Genomic DNA, 23,701 nt, shown 5'->3' on the forward strand with positions numbered 1-23,701 from the left:
GGCGCGCGTGGGGTGGGCGCGCGTACGATGTGTCCCGTCATGGTGTTGATCCGGGTGTTGGGCTCGTTCGCGGCCGAGGCCGGTGGCGAGCCCGTTCCCCTCGGCGGGCCGAGGCAGCGCGGCGTGCTGGCCCTGCTGGTGGTGGCGCGAGGGCAGGTCGTGTCGGTCGACCGGATGGTCGAGGATCTCTGGCGCGGCGAGCCGCCGTCGCGTGCCCTGGCGTCGTTGCAGGCGTACGTGTCGAATCTGCGCCGTCTGCTGGAGCCCGGCCGTCCGCCGCGGACCCCGGCCCGTCTGCTGGTGAGCGCGTCGCCGGGCTACGCGCTGCGGTTGCCGCCGGGGGCGGTGGACGCGTGGCGCTTCGAGGAGCTGCTCGACGAGGCCCGTACGCTCGCCGATCCCCGTGTCGTCCGCGCCCGGTTGGACGAGGCGCTGGCGCTGTGGCGCGGGCCCGCGTTCGCCGAGGTCGCCGACGAGCCGTGGGCCGTGGCCGAGACCGTTCGGTTGAACGAGTTGCGCCTGGTCGCCCGCGAACGGCATGTCGCGGCGGGGCTGCGGCTCGGTGATCCCGCGGTGGTGGTGCCCGAGGCGGAGGGCCTCACTCGTGACGATCCTCTGCGCGAGGAGGGTTGGCGCATGTACGCCCTCGCGTTGTGGAGCAGTGGCCGCCAGGCCGACGCGCTGGCCGCGCTTCGTCGTGCTCGCGTGACTTTCGCCGACGAGCTGGGTCTCGATCCGGGTCCGGATCTGGTGGCTTTGGAGGAGGCGATCCTCGCCCGGCGCGTGGACGTCCTGCGTGCGGCGGTTCCTCGGCCTCCCGCGGACACGCTCCGGCGCCGGGCGTTCGCGCCGTCCGCGCCGTCCGTGAACGACGGGTCCGGTGTGGCGACGTTCGTGGGGCGGGAGGGTGAGCTCGCGGCGTTGATGGCGGTCGCCGGGGAGGCCGCGGTCGATGGGGCGCGTGTCGCGCTCGTCACCGGTGAGGCGGGGCTCGGCAAGTCGACGTTGCTGGAGCGTCTCGGTGGGCGGCTCGGACAGGCCGGGTGGCTGGTGGTCGCCGGGCGTTGTCCCGAGGTGGATGGCGCGCCGCCCGCGTGGGCGTGGGTCGAGGCGTTGCGGGAGGTGGCCGTGAGCGTTCCCGCGGGGGAGTTCGCGGTCGATCTGGCGCCGTTGCTCTCCGATTCCGTGCCGGTGGGCGGTGACGCGGCGGCCGGGCGGTTCCGGTTGCGGCAGGCCGTGTGGGACTGGCTCGTGGTGGCGGCTGCCGACCGGCCGGTCGCCGTCGTCCTGGATGATCTGCACTGGGCGGATGCCGCCACGCTGGAGCTGCTCGGTGGTGGTGTCGGTGTGCGGGCTCCGATCCTGGTCGTCGCGGCGTACCGTGCGGAGGAGAGTGAGCGTCTCACCGAGACGCTCGGGGGCCTCGCCCGTGCTGTGCCGTTCCGGCTGGATTTGCCCGGGTTGAAGGGCGACGCCGTCGCGGAGCTCGTGCGTGCCGAGTGTGAGGCCGACGAAGCGACCGTGGCCGGGATCGCCGAGCGGACCGGTGGTAATCCGTTCTATGTGCGGGAGAGCGCGCGGCTGCTGACCGGTGAGGGTGCGCTGGTCGCGCTCTCCGAGGTTCCCGAGGGTGTGCGGGACGTGTTGCGGCGTCGGCTGGCGAGGCTGCCCGAGAGCGGTGTGTCCGTTCTGCGGCTGGCGGCGGTGGCCGGCAGGGAAAGTGCGGTGGATGTGCTCGTGCGGGCCGCCGATGCCGACGAGGAGGGCGTGCTGGACGCGCTGGAGGCGGGTGTCATCGCCGGTTTGCTCGATGAGCCCGGGCCCGGGCGTGTCCGGTTTGTCCACGCGTTGGTCAGGGACACGCTGGTCGCCGACGTCACCCGGTTGCGGGCCGCCAGGATGCATGCCCGGATCGCCGCCGCTCTGGAAGGCTCCGGTGATGTCGTGGCGCTGGCTCATCACCATGCGCGAGCGGGATCGCCGAAGGCCGTCGGTTATTGCGTACGGGCCGCCGAGCTGGCCGAGGCGCGCTACGCCCATGACGTGGCGGTCGCCCTTCTCGCGGACGCGGTGGCCAATTCCAGTGATCCGGACGAGCGTGTCGGCCTGCTCGGCAGGCTGTTGCGGGCGCAGATTAGGGCCGGGGCCGTCGCCGCGGCCAGGCATACGCGCGAGCGGGCCGTGGAGTACGCCGAGTCGGTCGGCCGTGACGATCTGATGATCGCGGCGTTCACCGCCTGGACCGAGTCCACCCCCTGGCAGGCTCGTACGTACGGCACGGTCGACCGTCCTGTCGTCGATCGCCTCAGCCGGTTGCTCAAGCGGGCCGGTCTCGCCCCTGACGTGCGCTCTCGTCTCCTCACCGCGTACGCCGACGAGCTGGTGGGTGAGGATGATCCGACGGTCATGGCCGCGGCGCGGGAAGCGCTCGATCTCGCCGTCGATCCTCGCCTCCGGGCCGCGGCGCTTCTGGTTCTCGCCCGTGACCCCGGGCGGGGGGAGTACGCCCGTGAGCTGGTGGAGATCGGCGTCGAGCACGATCTGCCCGTCTATCGTGTGACCGGGTTGCTCAATCAGGCCGCGAACGCCGCCGTGGTCAACGACCCGGCGACCATGCGTCGTGTGACCGGGGAGGCGCTGGATCTCGCCCGCGCCTACCGGATGCCGGCGGCGATCAGTGCCGCCGAGATCGCGCTGGCGACCCTGGCGCTCATCGAGGGCCGGTTCGCCGACACGGAGCTCCTCTACGTCGAGGCCGCCGCGCGCATGGAACGCGCCGGATCGGTGCACACCGGTTTCGTCCGTCTGGCGCTGGCGGCGATCTGGCTGAACGACGGCACGCTCGGCGATCACCTGGACGATGTGCGTTCTCTGCGTGAGGCGTTCGGCCCGATGGTCGCCGACCTGCTCGCGCTCGCCCTCCATGCCGCCGGGCGCGGCGACGAGGCGCGCCGGGTTCGTATGTCACCGGGTCCGATCCGGGCTGACTTCTTCTTCACCTTCCTGACGAGTCTGCGCGCGATGGCGATCGTCGCGTTGAACGACCGTGACGCCGCGGAGGGGGTCTACGCGGATCTGCTTCCGCATCGTGAAGGTCCTCCGGCCGGTGCGGAGAGCCTGTCGCTGGCGCTGCGTCCGGTCGCCCACACGCTCGGCGAGCTCGCCCTTCTTCTCGGTCGTGACGACGAGGCGGCGGCCCACTTCGCCCGGGCCGCGGTGATCGCCGACCGGTGGAGCGCCCCTCACTGGTCCTCTGAGGCCCGGACGCGTGCTGGTCTCCGTGTTTCGCCCCCGGGGGAAGGCTGAGAGCGAGAGGGGCGTTGGGGTGCCGCCGTGGGCACCGGCCCGTCCCGGACGGCGGGTCGTGTCGAGCTGTCCGGGGCGCGGCGTGGTTCGGGGGTGGAGATCGTGCAGGAGCGCAGTTCGGGGACCCGCCATGCGATCGCGGCGACGGCCGTGGTGGTCAGCAGTCCTCCGGCGCAGATCACTGTTCGGGGTTCGAGGAGTGACGCGGTGGTTCCGTGCAGCGGGTTGGCGAGCCGCGGTCCGCCGATGAGGACGAGGGTGAGCGCGCCTTGGACCCGGCCGCGCATGGCGTCGTCGTTGAGGGCTTGTCGGGATCGCGGCCAGGCTGAACGACCCGCTCACCGCGTACACCACCGACGCCATCCACAACCGCCGGAACGCTCCGATCGGCAGCAGCTCCCGCGCCACTCCTCCTCGTCCCGGCCACGACGGCCGGTGCCAACGATGCTGGGGCTTCACCCGGGGGGAAGGTCAACAAGTGGAAGGACGAGGGCTCTCCGCCGAAGCCGCGGCCGTCGAAGCCGCGGGCGCCGGTTGTCGTCATTTCGAGCACCGGGAATCACCCGCCCGTCCGCCTCCGGCGGTTCTGCCGGAGGCGGTGAGGTCGCGTCACGCGACGGCGGTTCCCTCAAGTTCGACGGTCAGGTCGGGGATCGCCAGCCGTGTCACCCCGAGCATCGTGGTGGACGGTACCGCTCCGGCGGCGCCCAGCCGCGCCGCCAGCAGGCCGTAGTGCTCGAAGAGCCGGTCGACGTCGGTGGTGTAGACGTTGAGCCGGACGAGGTTCGTGAGGGACATGCCGGCCTCGCCGAGCACGGCCTCCAGGTTGTCGAGGCTGAGCGCCAGCTGGGCGGCCATGTCACCGGCGTGCTGGGGCTTGCCGTCGCCGCTCATCGCGGTCTGGCCGGCGCAGTAGAGGGTCCGGGTGTGCCCGGAGACGATCTCGCCCTGGTTGTATCCCATCTCCACCGACCACGCCCACGGGTTGACCGCCGTTCGCTCCATTGCCATATCAGTTCCATTCGATTGGTCGACATCACGTACGTCGATCGGTTCGGTAGCCACCGTCTTTCCGGTGATGTTGATCAGCCTTCCGGAAAATCACGACATCCTGTGTCGTGTATTTCTGTAGAGTTTTCGCGTGCGTGCCGACCGGTTGGTCTCGCTGGTGTTGCTGCTGCGGCAGTACGGCCGGCTGTCGGCGGCGGCGCTCGCCCGTGAGCTGGAGGTGTCCACCCGCACCGTGCTGCGCGACGTCGAGGCGCTGTCCGCGTCCGGTGTCCCGGTCTACGCCGAGCGTGGCCGGCACGGCGGTTTCGCGTTGTTGCCGGGTTTCCGGACCGAGCTCACCGGGCTGAACCACGACGAGGCCCTCGCCCTGCTGGTCGCCGGATCGCGGCGCGGCGCGCAGGCGTTCGGCCTTGGTTCGGCGCTCGCCTCGGCGATGCTCAAGGTGGTCGACGCGCTTCCCGAGAGCTATCGGGGCACCGCGGCGGGCGCGGCCGGGCGATTGCTCATCGACCCGGAGAGCGATCTTCTGTCGCGTCGGCTGGTCGACGAGGAGGTGCCCGACGCCGTGGTGGCCGAGGTCCTGCGCGCGGTGTTCGCCGGGCACAGGCTGCGCATCCATTACGCGGCCGTGGACCAGGCCCCGAGGTGGCGGACGGTGGACCCGATCGGCCTGGTCACCGTACGCGACCGGGGTTATCTGCTGGCCGCGAGGTCCGGCGAGGACCGCACCTACCGGTTGTCCCGGGTCCTGGCCGCCGAGGAGCTCGCCGAACCCGCGCGGCGGCCGGACCGGGTCGATCTTGACCGGGTCTGGCGGGAACGCAGCACGCGGTTCCGGACCGGCGGTGACCAGGTCAGCGTGCTGGTACGGGTGGATCCGGCGGGGCGGGAGGTTCTGGTGGGCACCGCGCTGGCCGTTCACGCGGAGGAGGCCGACCCGGACGGCTGGCTGCGGCTGGAGGTGACCTTCCAGGATCCGAGGCACGCCGAGTGGGCGTTGTGGCAACTCGCCACGAACGCGGAGGCCCTGTCCCCGCAGTGGTTGCGCGACTCCCTGCGTGACCGCGCCGCCGCGATCGCCGTCCGCTACGGGGTGTCGTCCTGAGAGGTGCCCGCCCGCGGAAAAGGGTTGGACGGGGTGATGTCCGGGCTTGTAGCTTGCGGTTGACCGTGACGCGGCCCGAGGAGGTGAGTCCCATGAACGCTGTATCGATGTGGGTGCTCCCCCTTGCCGTCACGGCCGGGCGATTGACGTAGGTGTCGCCGGGAGCGCCTTGACAACAGGGCACTCCCGAAGGGCAACACCTATGCGTTCTCAGCAGTTCACCGCCGAGCGGCCGTCGGACGACGGGGCCGAGCGTGACTCCACGGCGGGCGACGTCCCCGAGCTCCGGTCGTCGGCCTCCGGCGCCGATCGCGCGCCCCTCGTCTTCGATGTGATCATTGCCGGGTGCGGGCCGGCCGGTGCGATGCTCGCCGCCGAGCTGCGGCTGCACGATGTGCGGGTTCTCGTTCTGGAGAAGGAGACCGAGCCCGCGTCGTTCGTCCGCATAGTCGGCCTGCATATTCGCAGTCTTGAGCTGATGGCGATGCGCGGGCTGCTGGACCGCGTTCTCCCGCACGGAAGACGGCGTCCGGCCGGCGGTTTCTTCGCCGCCATACCCAAACCCGCGCCCGAGGGCCTGGATTCCGCGTACGCCTATCTGCTGGGTATTCCGCAGCCGGTCATCGTCCGCCTGCTCGAAGAGCACGCGGTCGAGCTGGGTGCGCGGGTCCGGCGCGGTTGCGCGGTGGCCGGTTTCGAGCAGGACGGCGAGGGGGTGACCGTCGAGCTGGCCGACGGGGAACGGCTGCGTTCGCGCTACCTCGTCGGCTGCGACGGCGCGCGCAGTACGGTGCGCAAACTGCTCGGCGTCGGTTTCCCCGGCGAGCCCTCGCGTACCGAGACGCTGATGGGCGAGATGAGAGCGGAGGCGCCGCAGGAGGAGATCGCCGCCAAGGTGGCCGGAGTCGGCGAGAGCCATCGGCCGTTCTGGCTCCGGCCCTTCGGCGAAGGGGTCTACAGCGTCGTGGTCCCCGCCGGGGGGGTCGCTGACCGCGCGGAACCGCCCACCCTTGAGGATTTCAAGCAACGGTTGCGCGCCATCGCCGGAACCGACTTCGGTGTGCACTCCCCGCGCTGGTTGTCCCGTTTCGGGGATGCCACCCGGCTGGCCGAACGGTATAGGGCCGGGCGGGTGCTGCTGGCCGGCGACGCGGCGCACATTCATCCGCCCATCGGCGGGCAGGGCCTCAACCTGGGCGTTCAGGACGCGTTCAACCTCGGCTGGAAACTGGCCGCGCAGATCCGCGGCTGGGCGCCGGAGACACTGCTGGACACCTACGAGGCCGAACGTCATCCGGTCGCCGAGGAGGTGCTGGACAACACCCGCGCCCAGACGGAGCTGCTGTCCGCCGAACCGGGTCCGCGGGCCGTGCGCAGGCTGCTCACCGAGCTGATGGACTTCGGCGAGGTGAACCGACGCCTGATCGAGAAGATCACCGCGATCGGCATCCGCTACGACTTCGGCGAGGGCCCCGACCTGCTCGGCCGCCGCCTGCCCGACATCGACGTGAGACAGGGCCGCCTCTACGGCCTGTTGCATCGCGGTCGTGGCCTGGTGCTGGACCGTACCGGACGCCTGGCCGTCGGCGGCTGGTCGGACCGGGTCGATCACCTCGTGGATCCCGGCGCGGAACTGGATGTCCCGGGTGTCCTGCTGCGCCCTGACGGCCATGTCGCCTGGATCGGCGACGACCAGCGGGGCCTGGACGACCACCTGTTCCGCTGGTTCGGCGAGCCCGCCGGCTGATCTCGCCCGAGTGACGTCCGCACTCCCGGACGCGCGTCGTCAGCGGTCGCCGCCGCCGTACCGTCGTGCCGAGCATCGGCGGTGGCGCGTCCGCGTCGTCCGTGCCACACTCACTGTTATAGAACTCATAAAAGAGTTATAGAACGATCGGAGTGTGGCATGCGAGACGTGTCGACGTGGCGTGAGCCGGTCCCGCCGCAGGGGACGATGGGTGAGCCCCTGGCGCGGGGCCGGTTCGGCGCGTACGGCGGGCGGTACGCGCCGGAGTCCCTGGTGGAGGCGTGCCGGGAGGTGGACGAGGCGTTCCGGGAGGCCTGGGCGGATCCGGGGTTCCGTGGCGCCCTGGCGCGGCTGCTCGCCGTGCACGCCGGTCGGCCGACCCCGCTCACCCCGGCCGACCGGCTGTCGGAGGCGCTGGGCGTGCGGCTGTACCTCAAGCGCGAGGATCTCACCCACACCGGCTCCCACAAGATCAACAATGTGCTGGGCCAGGCCCTGCTGGCCACCCGGATGGGCCGGCGCAGGCTGATCGCCGAGACGGGAGCGGGCCAGCACGGGGTGGCCACCGCGACCGCCGCCGCGCTGCTCGGCCTGGAGGCCACGGTGTTCATGGGCGAGCGCGACATCGAGCGCCAGGCGCCGAACGTCTTCCGGATGCGCATGCTGGGCGCCGAGGTGGTCCCGGTGACCACGGGCAGCCGTACCCTCAAGGACGCGACCAGCGAGGCCATGCGGCACTGGGTGGGCGTGACCGGAGACTCCCACTACTGCGTCGGCTCGGTCGTCGGGCCGGATCCGTACCCGTGGATGGTCAGGGAGTTCCAGCGGGTCATCGGCGAGGAGGCCCGCTGGCAGTGCGCCGTCGAGCTGCGGACCGGCGTCCCGGACCACGTGGTCACGTGCGTCGGCGGCGGCTCCAACGCGGCCGGCACGTTCGCCGGATTCGCCGACACCCCGGCGCGCCTGGTCGGTGTCGAGGCGGAGGGCGGCGCCGGGGTGGCCCGCGGCCGGCTCGGCGTCCTGCACGGCTGCCGCTCGCTGTTCCTGCAGGACGACGACGGGCAGATCACCCCGGCGCGCTCCATCGCCGCCGGGCTCGACTACCCGGGAGTCGGCCCGGAGCACGCCCACCTGCGCGACCTGGGCCGGGCCCGCTACGTCACGGTGACCGACGACGAGGCGGTCGGCGCGGCGGTACGGCTGGCGCGCACCGAGGGCATCGTCCCGGCGCTCGAATCGGCGCACGCGCTCGCCTGGGTGATCCGCGAGGCGGGCGGCGACCTGCCCGCGGGATCGACGGTGCTGATGACGTTGTCCGGCCGGGGCGACAAGGACGTCCCGACCCTGAAGGAGCTGCTGTGACGAACCCCACCCTGGCCGCGGGCGCGGTCGAGGCCCGTCTGCGTGCCCGCCGCGACACCGGCCGCGGCCTGCTCATGCCGTACGTCACCGGGGGCATCACGCCCGGCTGGACGGACTACCTGAGGGCGTTCGCCGCCGCCGGGGCGGACGCGATCGAGGTCGGCCTGCCCTTCTCCGACCCCACGCTGGACGGCGTCACCATCCAGCGGGCCGGCGAGGTGGCGCTGGCCCGGGGGGCGAGCACCCGCCGGATCCTCGCCGACCTGTCCGGCGTGCCGGACCTGGGCGTGCCGCTGGTCGTCAGCACCTACTACAACCTGGTGCTGCACGACGGCCCCGGGGCGTTCTGCGCCGCGCTGAGCCGGGCCGGCGTCGGCGGCCTGATCGTGCCCGACCTGCCGATGCACGAGGCGGGCGAGCTGACGGAGGTGGCCGCCGCCGCCGGGATCGAGCCGGCCCTGCTGGCGTCGCCGTCGACGCCGCCGCCCCGGCTGGCGGAGATCGCGCGCCGCAGCCGCGGATTCGTCTACGCGGTGTCGCTGATGGGCACCACCGGTGAGCGGGCCGCCCTCGCCGCCTCGGCGGCGGAGCTCACCGGGCGGATCAGGCGCGTCACCGACCGGCCGGTCTTGCTAGGATTTGGCATCTCCACCCCGGACCAGGCACGCGAGGCCCGCCGGCACGCCGACGGCGTGGTGGTCGGCGCCGCGGTCATGCGGCGGGTGCTCGACGGGGCCGGTCCGGACGACCTGCGGGCCTTCCTCGCGACCCTGCGCCAGGCCCTCGACCAGGAGATCGACCAGGAGTGTGACCGACCACGATGACCCTCGACGCCGGGCACGAGGCGAGATACCGCGCCATCGCCGCCGACCTCGCCGCGAAGATCCGGTCGGGGCACTACGCCCCCGGTGAGGCGCTGCCGCCGCAACGGGAGCTGAGCGCCTCCTACGGGGTGACCCTCATGACGCTCCGCCAGGCGTTGCGGGAGCTCAGCGACGAGAGACTGATCGTGCAGCAGCCCGGCAAGGGCACGTTCGTCGCCCCGCCCCACCTGGCGTACCAGCTCGACTCGCTCCGCAGTCTCGTCGACGACCTGCGCAAACAGGGCCACGACGTGCGTACCTCGGTGGCCGGCCGGGCGGTGCGCCGGGCACCCGCCCGGATCGCCGCCGAGCTGCGGCTGCGTCCCGGCGACACCGCCCTGCGGCTGGAGCGGGTCCGCGAGTTCTCGGGGCGTCCCGCCGTGCACCAGGTGTCCTGGGTCCGGCGGCCGGTGGCCGACCGGATCCGCGACCGCGACTTCGCCGCCGTGTCCCTCTACACGGCCCTCGCCGACGCGGGAGTGACGGTCGCCCGGGCGTCGGAGGTGGTACGGCCCGGTTCGCTCGACCCCGCCGCCGCCCGTCACCTCGGCGAGCCGCAGGGCAGCCCGGTGCTCGTCAGCACCCGGATCACCTACGCGCTCGACGCCACCCCCGTGGTGTCCGACCATGCCACCATCCTCGGCAGCATGATGGAGATCCGCACCGACCGCGCCGCCACCGGCCTGTCCCTCACCTGGGGCGCCACCAGCTGAGACCCCGTGCGCGGCCGTTCACCAGTGGCGCGCAAGTCCGTCCGGCTATCCATGGGGGTGTGTGGATCAGAAGGAAAAAGGCCGCGCGCACCGTGCTCGCGGGTCGCGTCCTCGCCGCCCCGGGCGCCGGCGAACCGCCGCCGGGGACGCTTTCGTGAGCCGGTACGCCGGCGGCGGGAATCCGCACGATCCGGCCCTGTCGCGCGTCCCGGTCGACGCCGAGGGACTGGCCGGCCTGGTACGCACCCGGTACACCGGTGATCACGGGCTCCGGCGGATCCGCGACCTGGCCGCCCTGCTGGCCGAGAAGCGGCCGGTCCACCGGCTGCTGCCGCTGCTGGAACGCCTCCCGGCCGAGCCCGGCGGGTGGGCGGAGCTGGTCGCCTGCCTGACGCAGGAACTGGTGGTACGCCGCGTCGACCTGACCCGGGTGCCCTCGGCGGTGCGCTGCGCGGCCACCCTGCGAGAGCTGCGCCATCCCCTCGCGGAACTGCCCCTCAAACGCTCCCGGGGAGAACGCCGGGTAGGCCCCTGCGACTTCCCCTGGAGGGTCCAAAGCGGTTTCCACGTGCCGGAACCTCCGCCGATCGCGCTCCGGGAAGGCGAGGGGGGCGGTCGGGAGTGCGCCTCCTCGTGGGACGCCCGGCAGGCGAGGACACCGGTGTGCGCGCCGAGGGTCGTGAGCACCGGGCGGGACGAGCGGCTCATCACCTCCGCCGTACGGCACTGGAGCAGCGCCTCACTGGCGGTGATCGTCGAACCTCCCCGGCGTTTCGATCCCCGCGAGGTGGCGTCGTCGCGGGTGAACGCGTTCCTGCCGGAGTCCCTCGGAGCCGGGGGCGTGCTGAACGGCCGGCTGGAAAGCCTGGACACCGTGGTGGGCGAGCTGTTCACCGCGGCTTACTGCGACTCGCTCTTCTCCACGGGGTCGCGCGGCGGATACGGCAGGGTGAGGGCGTGGCGGTCGATCGCGGGCCTCGTGCGTGCCCCCGCCGGCGCGTCCGTGCACCGGGTCAATGAACTCGCCGCCCGGTGGACGTGGATGGCGTTCAGGCTCACCAGACGGGAACCGTACTGGGTGGACCAGGAAATCGCGATCGGCGCGCTCAGCCCACGCGGGAACGCGCTGGGCCTGCTGATCTCCCACGACACCGACTGACACCCCGCGAAAGGTCTCACAGGTCTCACGGTCTCAGAGGTCTCAGAGGTCTCAGAGGTCTCAGAGGTCTCACGGTCTCACGAGGGCTCACAGGTCGAGGACGAGGTCCTCGCGGGGCTGTGAGCAGCAGATCAGCGCGTTGCCGTCGGCGGGGGCGTCCACCGGCTCCGGAGAGTAGCCGATCGTGCCGGACAGCAGGCCGCTCTCGCAGGTGTGGCAGACCCCCGTGCGGCACGACCAGCGGGTCGGCACGTCGCACGCCTCCGCGAGTTCGAGCAGGCTCTCGTAGGCGGGGTCCCAGGGGATGGTGAGGCCGCTGCGCGCGAACGTGACGGCGGGCCCGGCTCCCGGCGCGCCGGCGGGCGGGTGCGGGGGGCGGGCGGGCGCCGGGGTCACTCCCGGTGTCAGCCCCGCCTGCGCGCCGAAGACCTCCGTGTGGACGCTCGCGGGGGCGAGTCCGGAGGCGGCGAGGGCGGGCGGCAGGTCGCGCATGAAGGCGGGAGGACCGCACAGGTAGGCGTCGGCGGCGGGCGGGACGCCGAGGCGGGCGAGCAGGCCGGCCGACAGCCGTCCCGCCGTGTCGTAGTCGGCTCCCTGGCGGTCGCCGGGCGCGGGATGGCTGTAGCAGACGTGCTCGTGCGCGTTGGGAAGCAGCGCGAGAAGGCCGCGGCTCTCCGCGGCGAACGGGTGTTCCGTGCCGTCGCGCGTGCCGTACAGCCACCACACCTCGCGGGCCGAGCGGGCGGCGGCGAGGGCGTGCAGCATGGCCAGGACGGGGGTCGCGCCGATGCCCGCCGAGAGCAGCAGGACCGGGGCGTCGCCCTCCTCCAGGGTGAACGTGCCACGCGGCGCCGCCACCTCGAGAAGGTCGCCGACGCGCAGGTGGGTGCGGAGAAAGGTGCTGGCGACACCCCTGGGCTCCTGCTTGACGCTGATCCGGTAGCGGCCGGCGCCGGGAGGGCCGGACAGCGAGTAGCCGCGGACGACCGGCGGGCCGCCGCCGTCGGGGCGCAGCCGTACGGTGAGGAACTGGCCCGGCAGGGCGGCGGGCAGCGGCTCCCCGTCGGCGGCCTCCAGGGTCAGGGAGAACACGCCGCGGCTCTCGGCGTCGATCCGGGTGATCCGCAGCGGCCGGAACCCCGGCCAGGCGGGCGGCGGCCCGGCCGCGGCGGGTGTCAGCCCCGGGTTCCCCGCCGGCCCGTTCTGCGCGCCCCCGTCGTCGGGCCGGTCGAGCAGGGCGCGCAGGGACGCCCGCCAGCCTTCGCTCAGTGCGGGGATGCGCAGTGCCCGCTCCAGCCGGTCACGGGGGTGTCCCGGCAGGTAGAGCAGGGCGTCGATCTCCGCGACGGACATCGCCTCGGGGCCGGAGGCGACCTTGACGATCTCGTCACCCGCCTCCACCCGCCCTTCGGTGATCACCCGGAGGTAGAACCCGGGACGCCGGTGGGACACCAGCAGGGCCGCCATCCGGGGCTCGTCCATCCGCAGGCCCACCCGGTAGCAGGTGACCCGGGGCTGGGTGACCTCGAACACCGCCTCCCCGACGCGGTAGCGGTCGCCGACGCACACCTCGTCGTCGGGCAGCCCGTCGACCGTGAAGTTCTCCCCGAACTGCCCGTAGACGAAGTCGTCGCGGCCGAATTCCCGCTGCCAGTGCCGGTAGGAGTCGATCTGGTAGACCAGCACCGCGCGATGCTCGCCGCCGTGCCCCCTGAGGTCTCCCTGGCCGTCCCCGTCGACGTTCAGGCGGCGCACCGTGCGCGGCCCGGTCACGGACCGCTTCCACACCCCGGTGCGCACCGTCGTGCCGTGCCACGGGACGTCCTCGGGCAGGCCGACGTTGATCGACAAGAGCGTCGCCACGTGTCTTCCCCCCCGTCACGAGGCATCCGACTTCTCTGCAGGATACCTCGTTCTCGCAGGTCAGCCTGGGTCTGGTAACCCGGCCCCCGGTGGGGGGTGCGCTTCGCCCGATCGTGACGGCGAAGGCGGGCACGACGGAGCTTCCGTGACGCTCGCGTCACCCGGGAACCCGGGGAACGACTCCAGCGTGCCAGGGGGTTCGCGAAATGGACGCCGCGTGCAATAACCGGGACAATGATCCGGTTGGCGCGGTGCGCGGCCGGAGGGGGTGGGGCGTGCTTCGTGCTTCGTGCCGACCCGCACGGTGGATCACTCCGAGGTCCGCCCGACGCTGCCCGAGGCGGTGAACGCGCTACGAGGGCACCCGCCGCGCCCTCTTCTCCCCGAGAAGATCAGGCCGTCCCCGGAGCCGACACCGCCGCCGACCCCGATTCCCCGCTGAACACCGCCGTCCTGGTTTCCGATCCTCCCGCCCCGTCCCCGCCCTCTGTCGCCGAAGGCCTCCACATGACCTCTGCCGTCCAGCTCGACCGCCACCCCGACCCCACCCTGCCCGACACGCTGATCGTGACGCTGGGCGGTGAGCTGGATTACACCAACACCACCCCTCTCCACCACCAGGTCCTGGGCCTGCTGGAGGGCGACTACCGCCACCTGGTGCTGGACGTGGGCGGCCTGACCTTCTGCGACTCCACCGGCATCAGGATCTTCCTGGCCCTGCGCACCCTGATCACCGACCGCGGCGGTCTCATCGTGCTGAGCGATCTGTCCCCTCAGCTGAGGCGGGTCTTCGAGATGACCGGGCTGGCCCAGCACTTCACCCTGCGGCCCAGCCGCGCCGACGCCCTGGTCCTGCTGCGTACCTCGTCGGCTCCCTCCTAGAAGAGGAGCCTCACCCATCCAGGCCGGCCCTCGACAGGCTCAGCGCGGCCGCCCCCGTTTACTCCGGCACCTGCACTACCACGCCGGGCAGGCCGGGCTGGCCGGCGCCCGCCGCGACGACCTGATGTCGGCCGCCAGCGAGGCCGTCGTCAACGTAATCGCTTCTCAAGGCGCCGACGATTGTCGAGCCGTCTCTGGGGGATGGGGAGGCGATGTTCGAAGGCTTCGAGGAAACCCTGGTCCAGGCCGGGGAAGCGTCCGTGTTCGTCCGCCACGGCGGGCAGGGGCCGGCGGTGTTGCTGCTGCACGGTCATCCCCGCACCTCCGCGACCTGGCATCGCGTCGCACCCGCCTTGGTCGAGCGCGGCTTCACGGTCGTCTGCCCCGACCTGCGGGGATACGGCCGCTCGCGCGGCCCGGCACCCGCCGCCGACCACTCCGCGCACTCCAAACGCGCCGTCGCGAACGACATGGCGGCGGTGATGGATTCTCTGGGACACTCCCGGTTCGCTCTGGCCGGACACGACCGGGGAGGCGCCGTGGCGTTCCGCCTCGCCCTGGACCACCCCGACGCGGTCTCTCGCGTGGCGTTCCTGGACTGCCTGCCCATCAGCGAGCATCTGTCGCGCATCACCACGAGGTTCGCGACCCAGTGGTGGCACTGGTTCTTCTTCGCCCAAGCCGACATCCCCGAACGTGTCATCAACGCCGACCCCGACAGCTGGTACCGCGGCGACCCGCGGAGCATGGGCCAGGAGAATCACGACGAGTTCCGCGAGGCCACCAGGAATCCCGACGTGGTACGGGCCATGCTGGAGGACTACCGGGCCGGCCTCACCGTCGACCTGCGCCACGAGGAGACCGACCGGGCCGCCGGCGTGCGACTGCGCTGCCCCGCCCTGGCCCTGTGGTCACTGCGCGACGACCTCGAAGACCTCTACGGCGACCCGCTGAAGATCTGGGAGCACTGGGCCGGCGACCTACGCGGCCACGGGATCGACTCCGGCCACCACATGGCCGAACAGGCCCCGGACGCGCTCACCGCGGCCCTGGGCGACTTCTTCCACGACTGATCCACGACTGACCCGGGACGGGACCGTCCGGCGGTGGCCGGCGGTGGCCGGCATGGTCGAAAGACGCCGGTGCCCAGGGGGGCAGGCTCAGCGAAGCGGGGAGGAGTCGAGATCTGGACCGTGAAGCCGTGAAACCGTGAAGGAGGAGACGGGGGTTGAGCAGCAACCGGACCGTCAGTGGCGTTAGCAAGCCGTTGAGACGCGCGTTACCGCCACTGGTGGTTCGGATGCGGGTGGCGTCGTCCGAGCAGGGATCTTGTAACGGTTTGATCGCTCCAGGTGGTCGGTCTGCTGGTTGGTCCTACTTTGCGGGTTACGCCTGTGGAGTTCTTGACTGATGATAAAGCGGCTGCGTACGGGTCTTACTCCGACCTGGTCTTCGGTCTCCTGGAGCTGCTGGGCATCTCCTACCGGCCTGCCCTCGCCGACCTCCCGGACCAGAAAGGCTGGCGGATCGACGCCTCCGCCGACTACGGGCCCTTGAACACCTTCGCCCGAGGCAAGATCGACCTGTGGAAGATCCGCCGGAACTGGGAGGACATCCTCCGCGTGGTCGCCTCGATCTACACCGGCACCGTGCGCGCCTACGACGTCGTCACCATACTCCAGCGCGATGGCCACCCCACCGCGCTCGGCGAGGCCATCGCCTCCTACGGCCGGATCTTCAAGACCCTGCACATTCTCCAGTTCATCGACGTGGATGAGACCTACCGCCGCGACATCAAGGACATCCGCAACCTCCAGGAGAACCGCCACTCCCTCGCCCGCAAGATCTGCCACGGCAAGAAGGGGGGAACTCTACCACCGCTATGAGCGCGGACTGGAAAACCAGCTCGGCGCCCTCGGCTTGGTTCTCAACTGCGCCACGCTCTGGACGACCGTCTACCTCGACGCCGCCGTCCGCCGGCTCAAAGCCCAGGGCTACCCCGTCCGGGACGGGGACATGGCCCGGCTCTCACCGTTCGTCCACTCCCACCTCGGCGTCCACGGCACCTACACCTTCGCCCTGCCTGACCTGGCCCCCGTCGCCATCCGCGACCTGCGCGACCCCGACGCGGGCGAGGACGATGAGATCTGACGATCTCGACCCCCTGTGGCCGGGGTCAGCCGGCCGGGGCGCTTCGGTCGGGCAGGAGATCGGACAGCGCGGTTCGGATGGCGGCCGCGCGGTAGGCCGGGGCGCCGTGCTCACGGGGCCGGTCTCCCATCGGCTCCCAGCACGAGGCGCAGCGCACGAACGCCACCTCTTGCGCCATCGCCGGGTCGGTGTCGGCCACGGCCGCCTGCACGTCCGTGGACGGGTCGGCGGTGTTGACGAGCGCGATGACGACCGGGCCGGTGAAGACCACGTGCATGAACGAGCTGCGGCACCCCGGGCACACCGCGCCGCGCGATCCGGCCGGTCGGCGCTCGCCGAGCAGGGTCTCCTCGGCGTGGCGCCGCTGCTCGGCTTCCTGGGCGGCCAGGTGGGCGTTCCAGACCTCGATCGCCGCGACGGGCAGCAGGGCCGCGGCGGCGCAGCAGCACCGGCTCGCCCGCCCCGGCCCGCTCGACGAGCTCGCGGCGATCACCCACGCGGACGTGGTGGACCTGGCCGCCCTGGACGACTTCCTCACCGGCTGGTGGCGCATCGCGGCGCGTGCGGTCGCCGACCCCGACGACTGGCAGCGCATGCACGCCGAGGCCGGGCAGAGCCGACAGGCGTAGCCTCAGATCGGCCCGGTCCGGCGTTGGTAAATGGTGAGCAGGGTGCTGTCGCCGTACACCGTCGCTTCGCTGAGCGTCCACGTGGTCTTGTCCGGCGTCTGTGCCCAGAGCTGGCGGCCGTGGCCGAGGACGAGCGGTGAGACCATGAGGTGGATCTCATCGATGAGGTCGAGGGTGAGGAGGCTCTGGGCGAGTTGGATGCTTCCGGCCACGGAGATCTCACCGTCGACCTCTTGCTTGAGCCGGGTCACGTCCTGTGCCAAGTCGCCGCTCAGCACGGTCGTGCCTGCCCACTCGGGGTTGGTGAGGGTGTGGGAGACGACGTATTTGGGCATGGTGTTGTACTTGTCGGCAAGCTCGCCCTCGTATTGGGGCCAGGCTGCGGCGAAGCCCTCGTAGGTCTTGCGTCCTAGCAGGAGCGCCGCGGCCTGGAGCGATTCGGTCTCTTTGTACCGTTCGCCGTCGGGTCCGCGGTCGAACTCGAAGCTCCAGTTCTGGTACTTGAAGTCCTCTCCGCCGGGTGCTTCCACAACGCCGTCGATGGAGATGAACTCGGTGAGCACGATCTTCCCCATGTCAGTCCTCCTTGATGAATGCGCGCAGCGCGGCGGCCAGCACGTCGGCGGTGGTCGAGTGCTGCTCACCGGATACCGGCGCGAGGGTAGAGGTGGGCAGGTGCGCGGCGATGGCGCGGGAGCCTGCGGCCAGGGCCGGCCAGGTGTCGATCCCGTGCATGATCAGGACCGGAATGTCGAGGTGATTCCACAGCTCGGGGCGCAGCGGCTTGCCGGAGAGGGTGTCGCCGACCTGACGGGCGTCGTAGGCGATCGTGGGGGCGATGGCCTCGAGTCCTGCCCAGAAGTCCTGCTCGCGCATCTCGGCGACTGCCTCTTCGGGCATCATGACTGCGGCGGTCATGAACAGGGCGACCGCATCTCCCGGTCTGCCGTCGGCGATGGCCGCGTCGAGGCGCTCGACGTAGTCGTCGGGCAGCGGGGGGCGGGCGTCGTCGACGGCCGCGTTCGGCTCGAACAGCGCAAGACGCGCGATCGGCACACCGTCTTGGGCGGCGTTGAGCGCGAGATTGGCGCCGGAGGACCAGCCGAACACAGTCGCCGGGCGCCCCTGGCCGGCCTGCTCGATGATCGCCTCAAGGTCTTCGAACTCGCGCTCGACGACGTAGGGCGGGGTGTCGGTGCTCTCGCCGCGACCGCGCCGGTCGTAGTTGATGACCAGGAATTCATCGGCGAGCAGTTTCGCCGTCTCCTGGTTCACTGGGTTCGTAGCGCGATAGGCGGTCGCGCCGTCGATGATGACGATCGGGTCGCCGGCGCCCCACGCCGTGTAGGCGATGGTGGTGCCGTCGGCAGAGGTGACGATGCCTTCTGGCATTGGAGTGGCCTTTTCGTTGTGTGCGCGGTGACGGTCACCGCTTGCACACGACGCTATGAGCCGGCCGGATTCTCCGGCTTGTACAGAAGCGACAATGAATCGGCAGTGGAGTCTGGCTGCCGCAGTTGCGTGGCAGTTCGGCCGATGAACCGTTGCAGGGAGCGGGCCAGGTGCGGCTGGTCGTAGTAGCCGAGCCGGTGCACGAGATCCAGGGCGGGGACCCCCGCCCCGAGCAGCACCGCAGCCTCCCGCGCCCGTTCGATCTGGCGGATCGCGCCCTGGGTGAGTCCGGTGGCCGCGGCCACGCGGCGCTGCACTGTCCGCGATCCGACCCGTGCGGCGCCGCCCCACACCACCTCGTCCACGAGCGGGTCGCGGACCAGAACGCCGGCGCGCACGAGCTTCTCCACGAGCAGCTCCGCGTCGTCGAAGTCGGGGATCTGCCACTCCTCGTCGCGCAGGAGGAACGTACGTTCGGTCACGTGCGGACTGCCACAGCCACTGTCGACGAGCGCGCCGATCGGGAGATGGGGCATCGAGGTGCCATGCGCGAAGATGATCCCGAATGACTCCGAGTCGCTCATCGTCTCGGCACTCGATGCTGTCGTCTCCGGTCCGCGCACGGCGGCGTGCATGACGCCTTGCTGCTCCCAGAAGACCAGTTCCCAGGTCGACGTGGCGATCGAGGTCATCCGGCCCACCCCGGAGGTGCGGCCGCGCCAGACCCGTGCCACGTAGGGCGAGTCCGACCCGCGATGGTCACTCTCGATCGGCATGGTCCACCCCCTGACTGATCGCCGTGCGCATGTGGTCAAGACCATCTACGCGAAGCGTGCGCCTTTGCCACCGTCGACAGTGAGCACCGTGCCCGTCCTGTTCAAGGTCGATCCTGCGTCACGCGGTGGGCATGACAACGGCGACCAGCATCTTGATGAGGACGTCGAGGATGGCGCAGAACTCAGACAAGGCCCTGTCGACGACGCGATTGGCGCGACGGTGCTTATCGTCTCATACGGCAAGAGCGAGCAGCGCAGTTGCGATCAGCAACCCGCTGAGCGTCGCATCCACGATCACCGCGACCACTGCGATCGAGCCGAGGACGATCATGGTGATGGCCACGGTGAGGTCGCCGGTGATGACGCCGGCCCTCACCCAGATGGGCGTCCCGACCACCGCGGCCCGGGGCGCCACACTCCGCCAGCACCTTCAAGACAGCCCCACACCCATCGTCGCCGACGCCCTCGGCTTCCACCCGTCACCGCGGTCAAGTCGCCGCCGAGACCGGAACCACCTACAGCCGCTACGCCCCAGGCGACCACACACGGTCACCGCGACCGCTACCCAAGGGACGAAAGTTGAATACGCGACCTCACCAGTCCCAGACCCCGACTCCTGGCAACAAGGTATGGGAATCCGGGTGCTTGCCCGTACTAAGGCCCGGCATGCCGTCAAAGCCCGACCTCGTCTGAGGCCGGGCCCCTGGTCACTGCTTGGTGGGCGCAGCTCGCCGGGCATATGGTTTGTCTTGCCACATGTCGGACAAAAGTCCGGACTTGAGCCGGGGGCAGATCATCGACGCGACAGGCGGCCCGACTCCACGGGGTGGCGGGAGGAAAACGAACGGGAACGCGCGAACGCGCTGGCCGCGCTGGAGCAGGTACGAGCAGAGGCCGCCCAGCGCCTGGAGACCGCGCGCACCGAGGCTCAGCGGCGCATCGACACCGCCGAGTAGGAACTCACCGAGGCGATCGCCGAGATCGAACGGGTCCGCCAGGAAGTGACCGCGTTGCTGGCTCATGCCCAACGCCAGGCCTCCGAACGCCTGGATGCCGTTCAGGCGCGCCTTCACAATTCCCCTGATTTTTAGCCGCCGACCACGCGGCCAGCGGCCGTTGCGTCGGTGCTTGAGCTTGTGATCCGGGGCGAGGGCCTTGCCCGCCCCTTCCCCGGCGCCGCCCTCCAGGTGAAGCCATTTCAAGCCATCACGAATTCACGCGGTGATCAACAAGTGGGGCCAACTGGAACTGCCCTGATCACGCCCAGTCAGCGGCGACCCGCATCCGAACCGTCAGTGGCGGTAACGCGCGCCGCGGGGACTCGCTAATGCCACTGACGGTTCGGTTGCTGCTCAACCCCCGAGACACCGTGACGAGCCAGTTCACGCAGTGGACGCTCGACGTGCACGACAGCCGGAAGATGGCGGCGTTCTGACCGGCGGCGCTGGGTTACGAGGACATCGAGGGGGTGCCCGGCCCGGAGCACGTCTCCTGGATCGGCCCCGACCCATCCGGCCTGGCGAACGGCCCGGTGTCAGGGGCCTCACCGATCAGAAATCCTCCGCCACGTCGTCAGTTCTGTCACCCCTCTCGCACCGGTGGAAGGATTGACGACCATGACCAACGCCAGACTGCTGGGCGCCGACGAGGCCGCGTTCATCGCGGCGGTCCGCGCGGAGGACACCGCGCGGTTCGTGCTCCTGACCGAGCGCCACCGGCGTGAGCTGCAGGTGCACTGCTACCGGATGCTCGCGAACTACGAGGACGCCCAGGACATGACGCAGGAGACGTTCCTGCGAGCGTGGAACAAGCGGGAGTCGTTCAAGGGCCACGCGACCCTGCGGACCTGGCTGTACCGAATCGCGACGAACGCCTGCCTCGACTTCCTGGAGAAGCGCAACGACCGCACACCCGTACCGTGCGAGCTGCCGGACCCCGGCTCCGAGGTGCTGTACCTGCAGCCCTACCCCGACCGGATGCTCCCCGAGGACCCGCAGGAATCGGTGGTGGTGCGGGAGACGATCGAGCTGGCGTTCATCGTCGCCGTCCAGCACCTGCCGCCGCGGCAGCGGGCGGCGTTCATCCTGCGCGACGTCCTCGGCTGGCCGGCGTCGAAAGCCGCCGACGCCCTCGAACTGACCGTCGCATCGGTGACCAGCGCACTGCAGCGGGCCCGTGTGACGATGCGCGAGCGGCTGCCCGGCCGCCGCCTGGACTGGCGGAGCCCCGCCATCCACGAGCTGTCGAATGACGAGCGCGGTGTGGTGAAGTCGTACATCGAGGCCCATGAGCGCAACGACCTCGACGGGCTGATGTCCCTGCTGCGCGACGACCTGCGCTTCGCGATGCTGCCCGAGCCGGGAACCTCGGTCATCACGGCCAAGGACGCGGTGGACGGCTGGGTCTCCGGTGGGCTCTTCCAGCGCGGCCACGACGACTGGCGCTGTACCACCACGACGGTCAACCGCATGCCTGCCGCCGTGCTGTACCTCCGCACCCCCGACGACCCGGAGTACCGGCTGTTCACCATCGCGGTCCTGCACATCGTCGACGGGAAGATCGCCGAGCTCACCGGATTCGACGCCGCCGACAAACCCTGGCTGGGCCTGCCCCCGACACTGTGATCAGAGGAGTCCCCGTCGCCCGAAGAACCCGAAGAACATCGTCACGATCGACGACAGCGCCAGGCCGGTCGCCCCCACCCGGCCGGACCACCACTGGAACAGCTCGTCGCTCGGTACGCTCCAGCCAAGGTCGTCGCCGGGCGCGGCGATGTAGCCGTCCAGGCTCAGGCTCATGCCGAAGATCAGTTTCCGCATCGTGTCAGCCTCTCGTGGGTCGATCTCACACGTACAGACGGGCGCGGCGCGGAAACCTAATCGGTGCGCGATCTGCGTCCGCAGGTAGTCCTCGCGTTCCGGGCTCGGCACGACGTGTTCGGCTGGACTCGAGAGGTCAGTGGAGTCGAGGAGAGGGCCCAGGAACGAGTCCCCTCTGCTCCGGGAACTCATGGGAAGTCATCGGGCGTTCTGCGGGTCGACCTGTGCGGTGCCGCCGGCGCGGCACCAAAATATCAGTCCTTACTTATATAAGTGCAGGCCGGTACGATCTCCATCGTGCACGCGTTCGACATCCTTGGCGACTCCGTGCGCCGGCGCGTTCTGGAGCTGCTCGCCGACGGTGAGCAGACCTCCGGGGCGATCACGGACGTCATCCGGTGGGATCAACTGGGATCAACGCCTCGACGCCCTGGGGACCGAGCCGGTCCGGGGCAAGGCGCACGCCTTGCCCCGGACCGGTGGGGAACCCACCCGGTAGGCCGGGTCCGGCACCGATACGGGCAGAACCGATCCACCACCGACAGAGGCGTGACATGAAAGACGTACTGGACGAGCTGGCCGCCGCACACCGGGCGATGGGCAACAGCACGGTGCCCGCCGGCGAGGCGTACACCGTGGAGCTGCGGCGTCGATACGACGCGGAGATCGACGACGTCTGGGACGCCATCACCGGACCCGAGCGGCTGCGCCGCTGGTTGAAGCCGGTCACCGGGGACCTTCGGCTTGGCGGGAAGTTCGAGTTGGACGGTGGTGAGCACGGCGACGTCCTCCGGTGCGAGCCGCCGCGTCTGCTCAAGGTGTCCTGGCTCTACGGGCCGGACGCCGACGCCTGGCCCGGCACGAGCGAGGTGGAAGTGCGCCTGGTCCCGGGCCCCGCCGGCGACACGGAGCTTGAGCTGGTCCACGCGGCGTTCATCGGGGAGCCCTCCTTCCCCACCTACGGCCCAGGCGCCGGCGGCGTCGGCTGGGACCTGGCTCTGCTCACCCTGGCCCGGCTCCTGGCCGATGGTGAGATCGCCGGCCACGAGGAGTTCGAGAAGTCGCCCGAAGGACGCGAGTTCAGCCGGCGCAGCGCCGCAGCCTGGGGCCAGGCGCATCTGGCCGCCGGTGGCGAACCGGAGCACGTCGCGGCCGCGGTCGAGGCCACCACCAAGTTCTACGCACCCGACCCGGCCTGACGTTCCTGCCGCGGCGGGCTGACCGGCGCCCTCGGCGCTCGCACCCACGGTGAGAATGGCGAATCGCCAGGCGGAGGGCCGTCCCCACACCTAGAAGGAAGAGGCGGAAGATCGAGTGCACCGAGACCATCACACGCCGGGAACCGGCAGACCTGCGCGAGATCCCGAAAACGAGCGTCGTTCACTTCGACCGCGAGATCGCCGGCGAGGGCATGTGGAGCGCCGTGCGCGACCGGCTGACCGAAGCCGGCCCGGAAACGACGCTCTGGGAGAGCGAGAGCGAATACCGGTTCAGCGGCTTTCTGATGAAGCCGGTGGGATTTCTGGTGCCCGGCGCCTTCCGAAAGCAGTCGCGACAGCATATGCGGGACTTCAAGACGTTCGCCGAGCGGGGGAAGGACGTCCGCGAAGCGACGGGCTGATCTGCCGTAACCGGTGGGTGTCGATCCAGCCGGTCAGCTCCTCCAGGGCGGCCGCGTTCAGGTGGCACGGCCGGCGTCGGGCGTCGCGGCTGCGGGCGATCAACCCGGCCGTATCCAGCCCCTCTCCCGCCAGGGGCGCGCCTGGATCGCCGCCTGTCTTGGCCGAGGATGCCGGGGATGATGCCGTCGGCGCGGACGATCTCGCCCTCGCGGATGGTCATCCAGGGGATGGAAGGTTCCAGGTAATCGGACGCCCTAATAAACCGGTCAGTACGGGAGGTTTCCCCTAGGGAACATGTATG

At 70.9% G+C, this 23,701-nt stretch carries 24 protein-coding genes; 15 read left to right on the plus strand and 9 right to left on the minus strand.

Translation table 11 applies throughout. From position 1 onward, the window contains the following. Positions 1 to 39 precede the first annotated feature (39 nt). Complete coding sequence (locus ACSC1Q_RS34845) at positions 40 to 3,306, plus strand: ATP-binding protein (protein ID WP_436762974.1); 3,267 nt, start codon at positions 40 to 42, stop codon at positions 3,304 to 3,306. Positions 3,307 to 3,915: 609 nt separating this feature from the next. Here the strand turns inward: ACSC1Q_RS34845 and ACSC1Q_RS34850 are convergent. Further along, positions 3,916 to 4,311, minus strand: coding sequence for a RidA family protein (locus ACSC1Q_RS34850; RefSeq protein ID WP_436763025.1), 396 nt, complete (start codon positions 4,309 to 4,311; stop codon positions 3,916 to 3,918). A gap of 136 nt (positions 4,312 to 4,447) precedes the next feature. Between ACSC1Q_RS34850 and ACSC1Q_RS34855 the strand changes: the two genes are divergently transcribed. The 6 genes from ACSC1Q_RS34855 (at position 4,448) to ACSC1Q_RS34880 (ending at position 11,266) form a co-directional block, all read left to right on the plus strand. Then, positions 4,448 to 5,422 carry a helix-turn-helix transcriptional regulator gene (locus ACSC1Q_RS34855; RefSeq protein ID WP_436762975.1) on the plus strand — a complete coding sequence of 325 codons (975 nt, stop codon included), beginning with the start codon at positions 4,448 to 4,450 and terminating at the stop codon, positions 5,420 to 5,422. A gap of 202 nt (positions 5,423 to 5,624) precedes the next feature. Beyond that, on the plus strand, positions 5,625 to 7,169 hold the full coding sequence (rox, locus tag ACSC1Q_RS34860; protein ID WP_436762976.1) for a rifampin monooxygenase: 1,545 nt from the start codon (positions 5,625 to 5,627) through the stop codon (positions 7,167 to 7,169). Between the two features lie 159 nt (positions 7,170 to 7,328). Next, positions 7,329 to 8,531 carry a tryptophan synthase subunit beta gene (trpB, locus tag ACSC1Q_RS34865; RefSeq protein ID WP_436762977.1) on the plus strand — a complete coding sequence of 401 codons (1,203 nt, stop codon included), beginning with the start codon at positions 7,329 to 7,331 and terminating at the stop codon, positions 8,529 to 8,531. After that, positions 8,528 to 9,355, plus strand: a complete 828-nt coding sequence (gene trpA / locus ACSC1Q_RS34870; RefSeq protein ID WP_436762978.1) for a tryptophan synthase subunit alpha — start codon at positions 8,528 to 8,530, stop codon at positions 9,353 to 9,355. Before trpB ends, trpA begins: the two co-directional genes overlap by 4 nt. Continuing rightward, positions 9,352 to 10,107, plus strand: coding sequence for a GntR family transcriptional regulator (locus tag ACSC1Q_RS34875; protein WP_436762979.1), 756 nt, complete (start codon positions 9,352 to 9,354; stop codon positions 10,105 to 10,107). The genes trpA and ACSC1Q_RS34875 overlap by 4 nt, the downstream gene beginning before the upstream one ends. A gap of 154 nt (positions 10,108 to 10,261) precedes the next feature. Further along, positions 10,262 to 11,266: a DUF6183 family protein gene (locus ACSC1Q_RS34880; protein WP_436762980.1), complete on the plus strand. Its 1,005-nt coding sequence runs from the start codon at positions 10,262 to 10,264 to the stop codon at positions 11,264 to 11,266. Between the two features lie 87 nt (positions 11,267 to 11,353). On the opposite strand, the gene ACSC1Q_RS34885 is transcribed toward ACSC1Q_RS34880, so the two are convergent. Then, positions 11,354 to 13,129 (minus strand): MOSC domain-containing protein, encoded by a 1,776-nt coding sequence (locus ACSC1Q_RS34885; RefSeq protein ID WP_436762981.1) that lies wholly within the window; start codon positions 13,127 to 13,129, stop codon positions 11,354 to 11,356. 507 nt (positions 13,130 to 13,636) lie between these two features. On the opposite strand from ACSC1Q_RS34885, the gene ACSC1Q_RS34890 reads away from it, so the two are divergent. From ACSC1Q_RS34890 to ACSC1Q_RS34905, 4 genes are all read left to right on the plus strand, one after another. Beyond that, complete coding sequence (locus ACSC1Q_RS34890) at positions 13,637 to 14,011, plus strand: STAS domain-containing protein (RefSeq protein ID WP_436762982.1); 375 nt, start codon at positions 13,637 to 13,639, stop codon at positions 14,009 to 14,011. Positions 14,012 to 14,223: 212 nt separating this feature from the next. Further along, positions 14,224 to 15,084, plus strand: coding sequence for an alpha/beta fold hydrolase (locus ACSC1Q_RS34895; protein ID WP_436762983.1), 861 nt, complete (start codon positions 14,224 to 14,226; stop codon positions 15,082 to 15,084). A 330-nt stretch (positions 15,085 to 15,414) separates the two neighbouring features. Then, a complete protein-coding gene (locus tag ACSC1Q_RS34900) occupies positions 15,415 to 15,897 on the plus strand; it encodes a Tn3 family transposase (RefSeq protein ID WP_436762984.1) in 483 nt (160 codons plus the stop codon). After that, positions 15,785 to 16,162 (plus strand): Tn3 family transposase, encoded by a 378-nt coding sequence (locus ACSC1Q_RS34905; protein WP_436762985.1) that lies wholly within the window; start codon positions 15,785 to 15,787, stop codon positions 16,160 to 16,162. Before ACSC1Q_RS34900 ends, ACSC1Q_RS34905 begins: the two co-directional genes overlap by 113 nt. Before the next feature lie 25 nt (positions 16,163 to 16,187). Here ACSC1Q_RS34905 and ACSC1Q_RS34910 read toward each other — a convergent pair whose 3' ends face one another. Further along, on the minus strand, positions 16,188 to 16,439 hold the full coding sequence (locus tag ACSC1Q_RS34910) for a hypothetical protein (protein WP_436762986.1): 252 nt from the start codon (positions 16,437 to 16,439) through the stop codon (positions 16,188 to 16,190). Here ACSC1Q_RS34910 and ACSC1Q_RS34915 point away from each other — a divergent pair. Then, positions 16,438 to 16,791, plus strand: coding sequence for a hypothetical protein (locus ACSC1Q_RS34915; protein ID WP_436762987.1), 354 nt, complete (start codon positions 16,438 to 16,440; stop codon positions 16,789 to 16,791). The two genes, ACSC1Q_RS34910 and ACSC1Q_RS34915, sit on opposite strands and share 2 nt — an antisense overlap. A 2-nt stretch (positions 16,792 to 16,793) precedes the next feature. Here the strand turns inward: ACSC1Q_RS34915 and ACSC1Q_RS34920 are convergent, their stop codons facing one another. From ACSC1Q_RS34920 to ACSC1Q_RS34940, 5 genes are all read right to left on the minus strand, one after another. Then, on the minus strand, positions 16,794 to 17,366 hold the full coding sequence (locus tag ACSC1Q_RS34920; RefSeq protein WP_436762988.1) for a dihydrofolate reductase family protein: 573 nt from the start codon (positions 17,364 to 17,366) through the stop codon (positions 16,794 to 16,796). A gap of 1 nt (position 17,367) precedes the next feature. Then, a complete protein-coding gene (locus ACSC1Q_RS34925; RefSeq protein ID WP_436762989.1) occupies positions 17,368 to 18,183 on the minus strand; it encodes an alpha/beta fold hydrolase in 816 nt (271 codons plus the stop codon). 53 nt (positions 18,184 to 18,236) lie between these two features. Further along, positions 18,237 to 18,959 carry an AraC family transcriptional regulator gene (locus tag ACSC1Q_RS34930; RefSeq protein ID WP_436762990.1) on the minus strand — a complete coding sequence of 241 codons (723 nt, stop codon included), beginning with the start codon at positions 18,957 to 18,959 and terminating at the stop codon, positions 18,237 to 18,239. Between the two features lie 232 nt (positions 18,960 to 19,191). Next, the gene (locus tag ACSC1Q_RS34935) at positions 19,192 to 19,374 is read right to left on the minus strand and encodes a hypothetical protein (RefSeq protein ID WP_436762991.1); all 183 of its coding nucleotides are present in this window, start codon (positions 19,372 to 19,374) and stop codon (positions 19,192 to 19,194) included. Positions 19,375 to 19,666: 292 nt separating this feature from the next. Next, positions 19,667 to 20,161, minus strand: coding sequence for a hypothetical protein (locus ACSC1Q_RS34940; protein ID WP_436762992.1), 495 nt, complete (start codon positions 20,159 to 20,161; stop codon positions 19,667 to 19,669). A 414-nt stretch (positions 20,162 to 20,575) separates the two neighbouring features. On the opposite strand from ACSC1Q_RS34940, the gene ACSC1Q_RS34945 reads away from it, so the two are divergent. Then, positions 20,576 to 21,583, plus strand: a complete 1,008-nt coding sequence (locus ACSC1Q_RS34945) for an RNA polymerase subunit sigma-70 (RefSeq protein WP_436762993.1) — start codon at positions 20,576 to 20,578, stop codon at positions 21,581 to 21,583. On the opposite strand, the gene ACSC1Q_RS34950 is transcribed toward ACSC1Q_RS34945, so the two are convergent. Next, complete coding sequence (locus ACSC1Q_RS34950) at positions 21,584 to 21,778, minus strand: dihydrofolate reductase family protein (protein ID WP_436762994.1); 195 nt, start codon at positions 21,776 to 21,778, stop codon at positions 21,584 to 21,586. Positions 21,779 to 22,332: 554 nt separating this feature from the next. Here ACSC1Q_RS34950 and ACSC1Q_RS34955 point away from each other — a divergent pair. Together ACSC1Q_RS34955 and ACSC1Q_RS34960 are read left to right on the plus strand one after the other, a co-directional pair. After that, a complete protein-coding gene (locus tag ACSC1Q_RS34955) occupies positions 22,333 to 22,977 on the plus strand; it encodes an SRPBCC domain-containing protein (RefSeq protein ID WP_436762995.1) in 645 nt (214 codons plus the stop codon). Between the two features lie 224 nt (positions 22,978 to 23,201). Next, positions 23,202 to 23,399, plus strand: coding sequence for an SRPBCC family protein (locus ACSC1Q_RS34960; protein ID WP_436762996.1), 198 nt, complete (start codon positions 23,202 to 23,204; stop codon positions 23,397 to 23,399). The last annotated feature ends 302 nt before the right edge of the window (positions 23,400 to 23,701 follow it).

Source organism: Streptosporangium heterodermiicola (assembly GCF_051390675.1).
GTDB lineage: Bacteria > Actinomycetota > Actinomycetes > Streptosporangiales > Streptosporangiaceae > Streptosporangium.

Excerpts from the sequence above, each read along its gene's own strand:
- ACSC1Q_RS34955 (WP_436762995.1), top strand. The coding sequence starts at position 22,333 with ATGAAAGACGTACTGGACGAGCTGGCCGCCGCACACCGGGCGATGGGC.
- ACSC1Q_RS34895 (WP_436762983.1), top strand. The coding sequence starts at position 14,224 with ATGTTCGAAGGCTTCGAGGAAACCCTGGTCCAGGCCGGGGAAGCGTCC.
- ACSC1Q_RS34850 (WP_436763025.1), bottom strand. The coding sequence starts at position 4,311 with ATGGAGCGAACGGCGGTCAACCCGTGGGCGTGGTCGGTGGAGATGGGA.
- ACSC1Q_RS34905 (WP_436762985.1), top strand. The coding sequence starts at position 15,785 with ATGAGACCTACCGCCGCGACATCAAGGACATCCGCAACCTCCAGGAGA.
- ACSC1Q_RS34920 (WP_436762988.1), bottom strand. The coding sequence starts at position 17,366 with ATGGGGAAGATCGTGCTCACCGAGTTCATCTCCATCGACGGCGTTGTG.
- ACSC1Q_RS34945 (WP_436762993.1), top strand. The coding sequence starts at position 20,576 with ATGACCAACGCCAGACTGCTGGGCGCCGACGAGGCCGCGTTCATCGCG.
- ACSC1Q_RS34925 (WP_436762989.1), bottom strand. The coding sequence starts at position 18,183 with ATGCCAGAAGGCATCGTCACCTCTGCCGACGGCACCACCATCGCCTAC.
- ACSC1Q_RS34930 (WP_436762990.1), bottom strand. The coding sequence starts at position 18,959 with ATGCCGATCGAGAGTGACCATCGCGGGTCGGACTCGCCCTACGTGGCA.
- trpB (WP_436762977.1), top strand. The coding sequence starts at position 7,329 with ATGCGAGACGTGTCGACGTGGCGTGAGCCGGTCCCGCCGCAGGGGACG.
- ACSC1Q_RS34890 (WP_436762982.1), top strand. The coding sequence starts at position 13,637 with ATGACCTCTGCCGTCCAGCTCGACCGCCACCCCGACCCCACCCTGCCC.
- ACSC1Q_RS34845 (WP_436762974.1), top strand. The coding sequence starts at position 40 with ATGGTGTTGATCCGGGTGTTGGGCTCGTTCGCGGCCGAGGCCGGTGGC.
- ACSC1Q_RS34875 (WP_436762979.1), top strand. The coding sequence starts at position 9,352 with ATGACCCTCGACGCCGGGCACGAGGCGAGATACCGCGCCATCGCCGCC.
- ACSC1Q_RS34910 (WP_436762986.1), bottom strand. The coding sequence starts at position 16,439 with ATGCACGTGGTCTTCACCGGCCCGGTCGTCATCGCGCTCGTCAACACC.
- rox (WP_436762976.1), top strand. The coding sequence starts at position 5,625 with ATGCGTTCTCAGCAGTTCACCGCCGAGCGGCCGTCGGACGACGGGGCC.
- ACSC1Q_RS34915 (WP_436762987.1), top strand. The coding sequence starts at position 16,438 with ATGAACGAGCTGCGGCACCCCGGGCACACCGCGCCGCGCGATCCGGCC.
- ACSC1Q_RS34950 (WP_436762994.1), bottom strand. The coding sequence starts at position 21,778 with ATGCGGAAACTGATCTTCGGCATGAGCCTGAGCCTGGACGGCTACATC.